The 13,109-nt window shown below is 57.7% G+C and carries 16 protein-coding genes; 7 read left to right on the top strand and 9 right to left on the bottom strand.

Annotated features, from left to right (window positions below):
- Positions 1–70 precede the first annotated feature (70 nt).
- Positions 71–661, bottom strand: coding sequence for a 2-amino-4-hydroxy-6-hydroxymethyldihydropteridine diphosphokinase (folK, locus tag TR2A62_RS13895; protein ID WP_083791071.1), 591 nt, complete (start codon positions 659–661; stop codon positions 71–73).
- An 89-nt stretch (positions 662–750) separates the two neighbouring features.
- Here folK and TR2A62_RS13890 point away from each other — a divergent pair, with 89 nt between their 5' ends.
- From TR2A62_RS13890 to rnhA, 6 genes are all read left to right on the top strand, one after another.
- Positions 751–1,329, top strand: a complete 579-nt coding sequence (locus TR2A62_RS13890) for an NYN domain-containing protein (RefSeq protein WP_009160030.1) — start codon at positions 751–753, stop codon at positions 1,327–1,329.
- 111 nt (positions 1,330–1,440) lie between these two features.
- Complete coding sequence (ispH, locus tag TR2A62_RS13885; RefSeq protein ID WP_009160343.1) at positions 1,441–2,391, top strand: 4-hydroxy-3-methylbut-2-enyl diphosphate reductase; 951 nt, start codon at positions 1,441–1,443, stop codon at positions 2,389–2,391.
- A gap of 91 nt (positions 2,392–2,482) precedes the next feature.
- Positions 2,483–3,484, top strand: a complete 1,002-nt coding sequence (locus TR2A62_RS13880) for a hypothetical protein (RefSeq protein ID WP_009160551.1) — start codon at positions 2,483–2,485, stop codon at positions 3,482–3,484.
- Between the two features lie 49 nt (positions 3,485–3,533).
- The gene (locus tag TR2A62_RS13875; protein ID WP_009158297.1) at positions 3,534–4,010 is read left to right on the top strand and encodes a DUF3429 domain-containing protein; all 477 of its coding nucleotides are present in this window, start codon (positions 3,534–3,536) and stop codon (positions 4,008–4,010) included.
- Positions 4,010–4,600, top strand: a complete 591-nt coding sequence (locus TR2A62_RS13870; RefSeq protein WP_009159547.1) for a bifunctional 2-polyprenyl-6-hydroxyphenol methylase/3-demethylubiquinol 3-O-methyltransferase UbiG — start codon at positions 4,010–4,012, stop codon at positions 4,598–4,600. Before TR2A62_RS13875 ends, TR2A62_RS13870 begins: the two co-directional genes overlap by 1 nt.
- A complete protein-coding gene (gene rnhA / locus TR2A62_RS13865) occupies positions 4,593–5,051 on the top strand; it encodes a ribonuclease HI (RefSeq protein ID WP_009159736.1) in 459 nt (152 codons plus the stop codon). Before TR2A62_RS13870 ends, rnhA begins: the two co-directional genes overlap by 8 nt.
- Before the next feature lie 10 nt (positions 5,052–5,061).
- On the opposite strand, the gene fmt is transcribed toward rnhA, so the two are convergent.
- From fmt to def (TR2A62_RS13850), 3 genes are read right to left on the bottom strand one after another with little or no spacing between them, the layout of a single operon-like run.
- Complete coding sequence (fmt, locus tag TR2A62_RS13860; RefSeq protein WP_009159359.1) at positions 5,062–5,955, bottom strand: methionyl-tRNA formyltransferase; 894 nt, start codon at positions 5,953–5,955, stop codon at positions 5,062–5,064.
- 16 nt (positions 5,956–5,971) lie between these two features.
- Complete coding sequence (gene def, locus TR2A62_RS13855) at positions 5,972–6,466, bottom strand: peptide deformylase (RefSeq protein WP_009158152.1); 495 nt, start codon at positions 6,464–6,466, stop codon at positions 5,972–5,974.
- Positions 6,463–6,984, bottom strand: coding sequence for a peptide deformylase (gene def, locus TR2A62_RS13850; protein WP_009157297.1), 522 nt, complete (start codon positions 6,982–6,984; stop codon positions 6,463–6,465). Before def (TR2A62_RS13850) ends, def (TR2A62_RS13855) begins: the two co-directional genes overlap by 4 nt.
- A gap of 100 nt (positions 6,985–7,084) precedes the next feature.
- Here def (TR2A62_RS13850) and TR2A62_RS13845 point away from each other — a divergent pair, with 100 nt between their 5' ends.
- Positions 7,085–8,254, top strand: coding sequence for a MalY/PatB family protein (locus TR2A62_RS13845; protein WP_009159775.1), 1,170 nt, complete (start codon positions 7,085–7,087; stop codon positions 8,252–8,254).
- Positions 8,255–8,306: 52 nt separating this feature from the next.
- Here TR2A62_RS13845 and TR2A62_RS13840 read toward each other — a convergent pair whose 3' ends face one another.
- From TR2A62_RS13840 to cobI, 5 genes are all read right to left on the bottom strand, one after another.
- A complete protein-coding gene (locus TR2A62_RS13840) occupies positions 8,307–9,290 on the bottom strand; it encodes a fatty acid desaturase (RefSeq protein ID WP_009160782.1) in 984 nt (327 codons plus the stop codon).
- A gap of 61 nt (positions 9,291–9,351) precedes the next feature.
- Complete coding sequence (locus tag TR2A62_RS13835) at positions 9,352–9,696, bottom strand: hypothetical protein (RefSeq protein ID WP_009157521.1); 345 nt, start codon at positions 9,694–9,696, stop codon at positions 9,352–9,354.
- 77 nt (positions 9,697–9,773) lie between these two features.
- Positions 9,774–10,547, bottom strand: a complete 774-nt coding sequence (gene cobM, locus TR2A62_RS13830; RefSeq protein WP_009158489.1) for a precorrin-4 C(11)-methyltransferase — start codon at positions 10,545–10,547, stop codon at positions 9,774–9,776.
- Between the two features lie 51 nt (positions 10,548–10,598).
- On the bottom strand, positions 10,599–12,416 hold the full coding sequence (gene cobJ, locus TR2A62_RS13825) for a precorrin-3B C(17)-methyltransferase (protein WP_009159159.1): 1,818 nt from the start codon (positions 12,414–12,416) through the stop codon (positions 10,599–10,601).
- Positions 12,407–13,108, bottom strand: a complete 702-nt coding sequence (gene cobI, locus TR2A62_RS13820) for a precorrin-2 C(20)-methyltransferase (RefSeq protein WP_009160186.1) — start codon at positions 13,106–13,108, stop codon at positions 12,407–12,409. Before cobI ends, cobJ begins: the two co-directional genes overlap by 10 nt.
- Position 13,109: the final 1 nt, after the last annotated feature.

Here is a 13,109-nt window from a genome sequence, read left to right as displayed (position 1 = left end):
TTGACGAATGTAAGTATCTATGAAGGACCGCACATACGCCCGAATCCCCGCTTTGACAAGGGCTTGATCGCTATTCCAAGGGCACAACTTCATCGCGTTCAGCCCGCGGCAATGCCTCGACCATCTGATGGATCGTGCGCCCTGACACCGGATGCATCCAATTAGGTGCCACGTCCATCACAGGGACCAAAACAAAGCCCCGATCCTGCAGCCGCGGATGTGGCAGAATTAACTGATCCGGCGCGCGCATCTTTTGCGTCTCAACTGGCAAATCACGCCACGCCTGATATTCCTCCAAATCGGGTGCAATCAGGTCGTCATAGGCTAACAAATCTAAATCCAGCGTCCGCATTCCCCAGCGCTCTTGCCTGATCCGACCAAAGCGCATTTCTACTTCATGCAACGCAACCAGAACGTCAGAGGGTGGCAAATTTGTTTTTACGGCCCACGCGGCGTTCACATATTCGGGACCTGCTCCTGCGGGAAAACACGGCGTCCGAAACGACCGGCTCGCGAAAACATCAGCATTCAGTGCCATTTCAAGTGCAAATCGCGCCATTTTCTGAATTTCGCGCGGCGTCCCCTCGTCTGACGTCACGTTGCCACCGACCCCAATGAGTAGGTTTCCACCCGAAATTGCCATTACTGAGGGTTGCGACATCGTGTATTTCTCGTATTTTATTGCAGGGCTGTTCACGGTTCTAAACACTCACTCACAAGCGTGACCAGCGGATATCGGAAGGACACTATATGTTTTATCGGGACGAGCGCTTAGCGCTCTTCATCGATGGGTCGAATTTATACGCCGCAGCTAAGGCACTCGGATTTGACATCGACTACAAATTATTGCGTACCGAGTTCATGCGTCGCGGGAAAATGCTTCGCGCATTTTATTACACAGCGCTGTTGGAAAATGACGAATACTCGCCGATCCGCCCTCTTGTTGACTGGTTGAATTATAACGGCTTCACGATGGTGACAAAACCGGCCAAGGAATTCACTGACAGCATAGGTCGCCGCAAGATCAAGGGCAACATGGACATCGAATTGGCCGTGGACGCGATGGAATTGGCGCCGCATGTTGATCACATCGTGATCTTCTCCGGCGACGGTGACTTCCGCCCGCTGGTAGAAGCAATCCAACGCAAAGGCGTTCGCGTTTCGGTCGTCTCGACCATCCGCAGCCAACCGCCAATGATCGCGGACGAGCTTCGCAGACAGGCCGACAATTTCATCGAACTTGATGAACTGCGTGACGTCGTTGGGCGCCCACCTCGGGAATTCACTCCCGACCCTGCGCGCGAGCCCGCTCACGCCGAAGAAGACTGATACGGATGTCGCGCCCCACGGGGCGCGATTTTCATTTAGGGCCGCGGCATTGGCGTCACTTTACCTGCGCCCACAGAACGCTTACCTCTGTTACAACGACGGAGAGAGCCTATGACCAAGCCACCCCTCACCCTCTATATGGCCGCCCCGCGCGGGTTTTGCGCCGGTGTTGATCGCGCGATCAAGATTGTTGAGATGGCCCTCACCAAATGGGGGGCGCCTGTCTATGTTCGCCACGAAATTGTGCACAACAAATTTGTCGTCGACAGCCTGCGCGATCAGGGCGCTGTCTTTGTCGAAGAGCTGGACGAATGTCCCGATGACCGCCCTGTGATTTTCTCTGCACATGGCGTGCCTAAAACTGTTCCCGCCGCGGCCCAAGCGCGCGAAATGATCTATGTCGACGCCACCTGCCCGTTGGTGTCCAAGGTCCACATCGAAGCGCAGCGCCACGCCGACAACGGCTTGCAAATGGTCATGATCGGCCACGCGGGTCACCCTGAAACAGTTGGCACGATGGGTCAGTTGCCCGAGGGCGAAGTCCTGTTGGTCGAAACCCCCGAAGACGTCGCAACAGTCACCCCGCGTGATGCGGATAAACTTGCCTTCGTCACCCAAACCACGCTGTCCGTCGATGATACCGCCGATATCGTCGCGGCGCTTCATGCGCGGTTCCCCAAGATTGTCGGCCCTCACAAAGAAGACATCTGCTACGCCACCACCAACCGCCAAGAAGCCGTCAAAGCCATGGCGCCCAAATGCGACGCGATGCTGGTGGTTGGGGCGCCCAATTCGTCGAACTCCAAGCGCTTGGTCGAGGTCGGCGCGCGTGCTGGCTGTGATTATGCGCAACTGGTGCAGCGCGCCACAGACATCGATTGGCGCGCACTCCAAGGGATCAAAACGCTGGGCATTACCGCAGGCGCATCTGCCCCCGAGGTGTTGATCAACGAAGTCGTCGACGCCTTCTCGGACCACTACACCGTCACAGTCGAACAGATCGTAACAGCCGAGGAAAACGTCGAATTCAAGGTCCCACGCGTGTTGCGCGAACCGGCCTAGACCTCTGTTTCCGACACATTTCGTCGATTCCGGTCTATCTCTTTTCGCGCGGGCTATGTGACACTGGTCGCACCCAAACAGGAGAGACACGATGACAGCCTTGGCCAATCCGCTGCCGTTCCCCACCAAAATGCCCGAAACTTTCGAGCCTTTGGCGAACGAGCCGATATTTGATCCGGCCAAGCATCTACAGATCGAAATGCCCGAGGACGTGCTGTCACTGGCCGATTTGGGGTATGGCGCAGATGCAATCGCCGAGTGTCCTACCGATTTTGGCGTCGCCTCGATCTTTCGTGTGCTCAGTGACGAAGGCGCGGCCTGTCTTTTGGATGTGTGTCGCCAACTCGAAGCGTTCACGACCTCAAACGCACGCATCGCCCGCAATGTACGCGGCGGGACCTACCGCAGCCGCTTTCTTCGCAATCTGTGCCAATCACCCGAATTGACCGACGCAATGTCCAAAATCACGGGCATCCCTCTGTTGCCGCATACGATCCCACACCAAATGGGACACTTGAATTACAACCCGCTTGAGATCGGTGAGAACGTCGACAAATGGCACGTCGATACGCTTCGCTTTGACTTTGTGATGTTTGTCACCAACCCCACCACCGTCGAAGGCGGGCAGTTCCAATACTACAAAGGCACCAAGGACGAGGTCGCGGAACTTGCCAAAGCAGGCAAGCCGCTAGACCCCGCCAAAATGGTATCCCCCAACATGCCCGGCCCCGGATACGCAGTGATGCAACAGGGCAATATGGTGGTGCACCGCGCTTGTGGTCTAAACGCACCGGGCGAACGGATCACAATGGTGAATGGCTATGTACCTCGCGATGTTAGCTTTCCCGACTTTAGTCGCTTTGACCAACTGATCTTCGCCGATCCGATGGACATCGTGGCCAGCGAATACGGGCGCCACGTAAATTGGATGGCCCGAGAGCGGGCCACTGCCGCGTTGGATGACTTTGCCTTTGGCGCGAACCCCGACGATCTCGCGACCCACTTTGAAGAGCTGGCCAGCCTGATGCTGGAATCCGCCCGCCAATTGCGCAGCGTAGACACCGCCAAGATGGAGCATTTCGGCGACGGCTAGGCGACCTGTCGGCTTGCCAAACCGCCCGTTCCTGTGAAAACAGGTACACATGGAAAACAGCACAAGAATCCCTCGCTCGGCCCTGATCCTAGGGTTTGCCGGCCTCATCCCATTCCTTTGGGGCGCCATCATCGAGCTTGGCCTTTTTAGCGTCCAAATGGGCGATCCCAGCTCTGGCAATGGCTATCCCCTGCTCGTGCCGGGTGACGGCCGTCTGCTGATGATCCGCTACGGCACAGTGATCTTGTGCTTTATGTCTGGCGTCCTTTGGGGGTTCGCAACCAAGACCGAAGGCACTCAGGCGACCGCTGGCTACATCCTGTCGGTGCTTCCTGCACTCTGGATCTTTGCTTCAATCGGCCGTGGCCCAACCGAAGCTCTCTTGAACCTTGTTGCAGGCTTTGTCGCCGTGCTGTTCCTCGACTACGCATTTTGGAAATGGGGCCTCGCCCCGCGCTGGTGGATGAAACTGCGTATCCCGCTTAGCGTCATCGTCACCGCCTGTCTGCTTGTAGGAGCGTTTTAATGCCCGATCGTGAAACCCTTGATGTCTACGACGCCCGCGCCACGACATACGCGGATCATTTTGCTCGCACCAAACCAGACGCCGACCTGCAACGTTTTATCGATGCCGTCCCTGCTGGCGGCACGGTTCTCGACCTAGGCTGTGGGCCTGCAAATTCTGCCGCGATGATGCAGGCTGCGGGTCTGGTCGCTGACGCATGGGACCCCAGCGCTGGCATGATCAAAGTGGCTCTCGAAACCTTTGGCATGACCGTTCAAAATCGCTCGTTTGATGATTTGGACGCGACCGACCACTATGACGGGATATGGGCAAACTTTAGCCTGCTGCATGCGCCGCGCGCTGACATGCCCCGCCACCTCGCCGCGATCAAAACTGCCTTGAAATCTGGTGGCGTGTTCCACGTCGGCTTGAAAGTTGGCGATGATACCGACCGCGACCATTTGGGGCGGCGCTATACCTACTACACCTTGGACGGGCTGACCGAACTTCTGACCGCCGCAGGCCTGACCATGGAATTTTCGCGCCAAGCGTCCGACATTGGTCTCGCTGGCACCAATGACCCTTTTGTGATTGTACTCGCCCGTGCCTGACCTGATCGCCTACACAGACGGAGCCTGCAGCGGCAACCCAGGCCCCGGTGGTTGGGGTGCGTTGATGATAGCGCGCGATGGCGACACCGTTCTCAAAAAACGGGAACTCAAGGGCGGCGAAGCGCACACCACAAACAACCGGATGGAGCTTTTGGGCGCGATCAACGTGCTTGAAACCCTCGCCAAGCCCAGCGTCATCACGATCGTCACCGACAGCGCCTATGTCAAAGGTGGCATCACCGAATGGATTTTCGGATGGAAACGGCGCGGCTGGAAAACATCCACCAAGAAGCCCGTCAAAAACGAAGATCTGTGGAAGCGTCTAGACGAGGTGACCCAACGCCACACGGTCACGTGGGAATGGGTCAAAGGCCACGCAGGGCACCCCGAGAACGAGCGTGCCGACGAACTTGCCCGTGCTGGGATGGAGCCGTTCAAACCGGCCAAATAGCCCGTCAGCTCTACAGCTGCCGAGGTAATGTTAGTCCCTTGAGAACCTCTGCCGCATCCATCGGCTTTTTCCCAGCCCGCTGTGCGCGCGTGATTTCAACAGCACCTTCGCCGCACGCCACGGTGAACCCATCTAGCACCGCACCAGCGGCACCAGACCCATCCACAACACGTGCGCCCAGCAATTTCACACGCTCGCCCGCAACCTCGATCCATGCCCCCGGAAATGGCGACAGCCCACGAATATGTGCGCTGACCTGAGCCGCCGACAGGTTCCAATCAACCCGTGCTTCGGCTTTGTCGATCTTGGCCGCATAGGTCACGCCCTCTGCGTCCTGAGACACAGCCATCACATCATCGCGCGCTAACGCGTCGACGATCATCCGCGCGCCCAAGGCGCTCAGTCGGTCATGCAATTCACCGGTGGTTTCCTCGTCACCAATGGCAAAGCTTTCGCGTGACAGTACCGGCCCTGTGTCCAGACCCGCCTCCATCTGCATGATGCAGACGCCAGTCTCTGCATCGCCCGCCAGAATGGCGCGGTGAATGGGTGCAGCACCGCGCCACCGCGGCAACAGTGATGCGTGGATGTTCAAACAGCCCCACTTGGGCGCATCCAACACGGCTTGGGGCAGGATCAAACCATAGGCCACAACGACTGCAATATCCGCCTCTAGTGCTGCAAAATCAGCCAACTCTTGGGGTCCTTTGATCGACACCGGATGGCGCAACTCGATCCCCAATGCCTCGGCCCGCGCTTGCACGGGTGACGGCCGATCTTTTTTCCCGCGACCGGCTGGGCGTGGTGGCTGGCAATAGGCCGCGACAACGTCGTGACCCGCCTCAACCAACGCGTCGAGCACCGGCACCGAAAAATCAGGCGTTCCCATGAAAATCACACGCATTGCATTTCCTCTCGGGTTATCCGCACAGCTTGGCAGACTTCTTGATCAGCATATCGCGTTTCGTGCGGCTGACGTGATCGAAATACATCCGCCCCGCCAAATGATCGATCTGATGCTGGACGCTCGTGGCCCACAGACCAACCAAATCCCGCTGCACAAGTTCTCCGTTTGCATCCATGAACTGAACCGTGACCGCACGTGGACGCCCAACAATCGCAGACACGCCAGGTAAATTGGGCGAGGCTTCTTGGTGCGTCCGCATCTCGGCGCTGGCGAACAGGATTTCAGGGTTTGCCATGCGGATCGCCTGACCGCGCGCATCGCTCGCATCCACCACGGCCAATCGTAGCGGAACACCGATCTGAACCGCCGCCAATCCAACGCCGGGCATGGCATCCATCGCCTCGATCATTTCGTCCCAAATCGCACGAATGTCATCCGTGATCTCTGCAACATCCGACGCTGCGGTGCGCAACCGCTTGTCCGGCCACATCACATACGAACGGGTCATCCCCGCGCCATCTCGCGTTTGAGCTTTTGCATCTTGCGGGTGATCATCTGACGCTTGAGCGGCTTGAGATAATCAATGAACAGCTTGCCGTCCAAATGGTCGATCTCGTGCTGCACACAGGTCGCCCACAATCCGTCAAATTGCGCCTCGTACTGGGTGCCTTCAACATCTTGCCAAGTCACTTTGACCTCGGCAGGGCGGTCGACCTCGGCATATTGCTCCGGGATCGACAAACAGCCCTCGTCATATGTGTTCATTTCGTCCGATGTCCACGTGATCTCTGGGTTGACCAGAACCATCGGCTTGGGCTCTTCGCCCTCTTCCTTGACGCAATCCATAACAAAGACGCGGGACATCACACCGATTTGGGGTGCGGCCAAACCAATGCCCGGCGCATCATACATTGTGTCCAACATATCGTCGCCCAACACGCACAGCGCATCGTCGAATTCAGTCACTTCATCGGCCCGCTTTTTCAGTCGCGGGTCAGGATGGATCAGGATCGGTCGTATACTCATGCGCCTGATCTAAAACACCCGTCCGAAATGCGCAATCACTCCCTCTTGCACCCAGCAAAGGCTGCGTTAACGTGGCGACACCAACCAACGGAGAAATCTAATGTCATTTGACGACCCTATCGACCGCCGCGGCACACACTGTGTGAAATGGGACGCAATGGAGACGCTCTATGGCGTCTCCCCCGACGACGGCATCGCCATGTGGGTCGCAGACATGGAATTCCAACCGCCACAGTGTATCCAAGACGCCGTCTCGGCCATGCATGACCACGGCGTCTACGGCTACTTTGGCGACGAAAGCAAATATCGCGCCGCAATCCAGTGGTGGATGAAGAACCGCCACGACTGGGACATCGACCCATCATGGATCTTTACGACCCACGGTCTGGTCAACGGCACAGCGCTGTGCGTTGATACCTACACCCAACCCGGCGACGGCGTTGTGTTGTTCACGCCAGTCTACCACGCCTTTGCCAAGGTGATCCGCGCCAATGGCCGCGAAGTCGTTGAATGCGATCTAGTCAATGACTATGGCCACTACACATTCGATTTCAACGCCTATGATGCGCAAATGACCGGCAACGAACGTATGGTCATCTTGTGCTCGCCCCACAATCCCGGGGGCCGCGTCTGGACCCAGTCCGAACTCAAGGCCGTCGCCGCCTTTGCCGAGCGTCACGAACTGATCATTGTGTCGGATGAAATCCACCAAGACCTCACCTTTGGTAGCCACAAACACATCCCAACCGCCAAGCTCAGCGGTCTGTCCGAACGGTTGATCACTATGACAGCGACGACCAAGACCTTTAACATTGCAGGTAGCCACTCGGGCAACGTGATCATCGAAGACCCCGATTTGCGCGAACGCTTTGCCAACCGCATGCTGGCATTGGGCATCTCTCCCAACAGCTTTGGCCTCTTTATGGCGACTGCGGCCTATTCACCCGAAGGCGCCGAATGGGTGGATGAACTGCGCGGCTATCTCGACGGCAATCGCAAAATCTTTGATGCGGGCATCAACGCGATACCGGGCCTCAAATCCATGCCGCTCGAGGCGACGTATCTCGCTTGGGTCGACTTCAAAGACACTGGCATGTCGCGCGAAGAATTCACAACGCGCGTCGAGAAACACGCACGCATCGCAGTGAACCACGGGCCTACATTTGGCTCTGGCGGTGATACATTCCTGCGCTTTAACTTTGCAGCGCCGCGCGCTCAAATCATCGAAGCCGTGACCCGCATGCAGGCGGCATTCGCCGACCTACAGTGACCTGACAAACGCCCCTTAACGGGGGCGCCACGCCTGCCCGAAAACTTGCGGCCTATTCGGCCGGAATGCGCGCCAGTCGGCCGCCGGTCGACGGCACGATCCAAACTTCGTCCATTGGATACTGACTTTCGTCCTTGGCCCGCAGCTTGCTGATCACTTCGAACTGAAACTCGATCCAACCCATGCGGTGGACAGTCCCTGCCGCGTCTTCAATCTTTTCGTTCAACGCCTTGAGCTGCCAAAACGGTACAGCAGGAAAGGTGTGATGCGCGGTGTGGTATGGCATCTGCCAGCACAGCCAACGGATCAACGCATTGGCCCGCGTCGAACGTGTGTTTTCCAGAATGTCGCTTTCGTGGCTCAGGCCCAAATGTTCGATTGTGTTTTGCAATTGGTGCACCGGTTTGGTCAGAACCATAGGCAAGATCCAGAAAGTCAAAACAGCCCAGCTGCCCGTCAGGGCAGATACCAGCGCGATCACCAGATAACCAAGCATGTGCAAGCGGCTCTCGTGGATGATCTTGGCCTCTTCATTGGGTTTGATGAACGGCTCGAGGATGATCCCACGCGTGCGGCGGACCAATCCAAAGATACGGTTCCGCCAATAGGTGATCCCAGACAGCCACAACAGATAGGTCGTCAGCGTATAAGGCTCGCGAACAAGCTCGCCATCACGCTCCCAATCTTGGGTGTATTGATGGTGCGCAAAATGCATGACCTGATCAAAATCACGCGGGAACACCATGAAGAACCCGACAAACCGGCCAAAGAATTCGTTCAGCTTGCGCGTCTTGAACACCGTTGCATGGCTTAGCTCGTGTTGTGCGGCATATAGAAAATTGATCAGCACACCTAGAACGGCACCCGTCACCCAGACCCAGCCGGATCCCATCGCCATAGCATGCAGCAGCCCCACAACAACGATCGCACCCAAATGCGATGCCATTTGCATTCCGCCCCATAGGTCAGAGCGTGCGGTCAGTGCCCGCATTTCAACGGGGGTCAACAGTTTACGTCTTGAGAATTCAGCTTCCATCGGGGCGGCTCCTTTTCTGGTGCCGCCAGCCTAACCGCAGAAATGCCTGTCAGGAAAGCTTTTAACCGAGCAGAGCGATGGGTGCGCCGTCTGGTCGCACGAAATCCAACGGGGCCGTATCGCGCACCATGGTGTTGCGCTTGAACTCATAGTGGATCTCGCCGTTCTCTTTCTCGGAACGCACGATCAAACACTGATAGAGATGGCGCGCACCGTCATAGAGATCGACCAAGCCGCGCAAATCTGGGGTCGTGTCTGCATCCAGAACAAAGCCACCGTCCGACATGCGCAAAACACGGTACATGTTTTCGCCTACAACAATCCGCAAACGGCTTGCGCGTTTCAATGATGCTTTGCGAGCCATCTCTAGCCCGTCTTGAACCTCACGAGAAACATATGTCGACATCACAGCAGCTCCTTTGACGTCCCCAGTAGCGCCCAATCATTAAGCTACTGTGAAATTTTCAGAAGGCCAGCACTTTTTTATGTCTTTTCAATAACTCGCGGGCGCAACACATGTGGCGTGTCTGGATCATATAACGCGGAATCAACAAAATCTTTGACCTCGCCCAGCGCCGGACCAACCATGATCAACGCCGTGCGTGTGATCTTTTCTGCGCGCACCTTTTCCCGAATATCCGACAGCGTCCCACGCAGGTACAATTCGTCCGGCCAAGAAGCACGATATGCCACGACTACAGGGCAATCCGCACCATAATAGGGGATCAATTGCCGCTCGATTTCACGCAATGCACGGATGCCAAGGTGAATGGCCAACGTGGCACCCGAACGCGCAAAATTCTCTAGCGTTTCACCCTCTGGCATCGACGTGGATTTCATCGACATACGGGTCAGCACGATCGACTGGGCAACCTCAGGAACGGTCAGCTCTGTCCCCATCGCAGCAGCAGCCGCGGCATAGGCTGGAACGCCCGGAATGATCTGATAATCGATGCCATCGGCCTTGAGGCGGCGAATCTGTTCCGCAATCGCGCCATAGAGCGACGGATCACCGGAGTGGACACGCGCAACATCTTGGCCGTTCTTGTGAGCGGCCAGAATTTCAGCATGGGTGTCGTCCAATGTCATTGGCGCTGTATCCATTACACGCGCGCCTTCAGGCGCACAGGCAACAACCGCCTCGGGGACCAGCGATCCCGCATAGAGACAGACGGGGCATTCGCCAATCACACGCGCCGCCTTGAGGGTCAGCAACTCGGGGTCACCGGGACCCGCACCAATGAAATAAACAGTCATAACTTTGTCCTCTTTCGGGATGGATGGGTGGGGTGTCGCCGCAGGCGCACGTCAGCCAGCCAAATCCCCATCAATCTTGCGCGCATACCCGCGCGGTGTGAACATCCGTGGGCCTTCACCCAATTGCGCCAAACGTGAATGGGACGAGCCGACCAAAACCACGGTCAACATATCGACCTCGTCGACTTCCAATTCATCCAAACGGCGGTACCGCACATGTTCCTCGGGCCGACCCAGTGAACTGGCCAACATCACCGGCGTGTCAGCGGGGCGATGTTGCAATAGGATGTCGCGCGCCTCGGCCAGCAAGGTCCGCCGCCGCATAGATACAGGGTTGTAGAACGCGATCACAAAATCGCCCTCGGCCGCCGCATGTAAGCGCTTTACAATATCCTCGCGCGGGGTCAGCAGATCGGACAAGGAAATCGCACAGAAATCATGTCCCAACGGCGCGCCCGCTCTTGCAGCCGCCCCTTGCAACGCGCTCACACCGGGCGAGCTTACGACCTCGACCCGCCGCGCGGCATCGCTAACACCCAATTCCGCCTCTGAGCGATCCAGCAATTCAAACACCAGTGCGCCCATCGCATAGATGCCCGCATCGCCCGAACAAACCAGTGCGACGCTCTTGCCCAGCCCTGCCTGTTCCAATGCATAGCGACAGCGGTCTTCTTCTCCGCCCAGTGGGAAATCTGATAGGTCCTTGCCCGCGGCCAACGGCCCCAGCAGATCGATATATAAACCGTATCCCACCAGTTCTTCGGCATCCGCGACAAGCCGCGACACCTCTGGCGTGCGCCACGTCGCCTGACCCGGACCAATACCCACAATCGACAGTTTCCCTCGCGCCCGACCGCGCATTTCGGTCACCGGCTTTTCGCATCGCGCCAACGCACAGGTGGTCGTGCCTGTCTTGCTCTTGGCGACGGACAATTCTGCCTCTGCGCCACCTGCGGCCAAAGCGGCCCCTTCACACACGCCGTGGCATCCGACCTCGGCAAAAACCACATCTGACGGTGTCGCCAATCGTCCGGCCTCGGCCTCTAGCTCGGCTGCGGTGAACACGCGAAACGGCACACCCAAACGTGCCGCCACCGACAGGATCGCAGGCTCGTCTGCCTTCAGGTCAATAGACGCCACACAGGCCACTGCCCCTTCGGCGACATCAGCCTCGGCCAACATGCCTTGCACATGTGTCCACATCTCGTCTGCGTCGGCATTGCGCGCGCATCCCAATCCCAGCGTGAAACGCTGTGGATGATAGACTAACCGCGTCGATGACCCCTGAGCCTCGGCTTCAGTCACCAACAATTCGACCTCGTCCCCTTCTGGCAATTCAGCGTCAAAGAGCTCTTCGTCGGTCCATGTCACCCCACCACCGGCCAACAATTCGGCCATCACGCCTTGGGCGTCTTGCGGGTTTTTCAAACGGTAGCCTGCGGGCGGCTCATCCAGTGCCACACCCAGTGCAACATCACCTGCGGTCGTGACAGCCGACACAGCGCCTAACGCGGCAGATAGCTCGCCCGCGATCCGGTTGGCGCCACGGTGCCCACCCAAAAGCGGCACAACAACGCTGCCATCATCGGCCACGGCCACCACGGGCGGCTCGACCCGTTTGTCCGCCAACAACGGCGCAACCGCGCGCACCAAAATTCCAGCAGCACAAACACCAACCACTGGGACGCCTGCCGCAAACAAATCACGCACATGGTCCAAGGCATTGGGGAAAAAGGCATCCGCCTGATCAACACGCCCTTCGCGTCCATGAACATCAGCGCCCAGCACATCTGCGATACGGTGCGCGACAGCCTCGCCAGATCGCGATAATGCGACAACAACAGGTTTCACAGACGAATTTACAGCCATGGATCGGCCCCTTTGGTCACAAGTATCATTGAAAAATATGGCGCTGCTTCGGGTGCATCCGCCAACGGGCATACGACCTCTTGAGGCAGGCTCGCCCGTTCGACATACACAGCCTGATCCAACAGACCCAAACTGTCGATCACGCTCCGAATTTTGGTCAGATGACGTCCCACCTTCATGATGGCGACACTCTCGGCCCCCTCAATCCGGCTGCGCAATTCACCCTCGGCCAGCGGGCCTGGCAAAACGGTCAACCGCTCGTTGCGAGCAACCAGCGGCATACCAGCGCGGGCCGCACAGGTCGTGATGCTGGTCACGCCCGGCACAACTTCAACCTGAAACTCGCCCTTGAGACGAGCAAACAAATACATGAACGACCCATAGAAAAACGGGTCACCCTCGCACAGGCACACCACATCGTCGCCGTCAGCCAAGGCTTTTGAAATCGTGGTTGCACCTAGATCATAGGCCGCCTGCGCAGGTCCCCGTTCAACAGTCATGGGGACATCCATCACGATCTCGCGGGCCCCATCTGGGATCACGTCTTCCGCAATCGCGCGCGCAAAACTGTTGCCGCCTGCCAATGTCGGATAGGCGATCACACGCGCCTGCGAAATCAGTTTGCGCGCGCGCACCGTCATCAGATCCGGATCACCCGGACCCAGACCAACACCATAGAGAACACCGCTCATG

This window comes from Thalassobium sp. R2A62 (assembly GCF_000161835.1).
GTDB lineage: Bacteria > Pseudomonadota > Alphaproteobacteria > Rhodobacterales > Rhodobacteraceae > Thalassobium.
The sequence above is the reverse complement of the archived record's forward strand: the minus strand, read 5'-3'. Positions and strand labels throughout refer to the sequence as shown.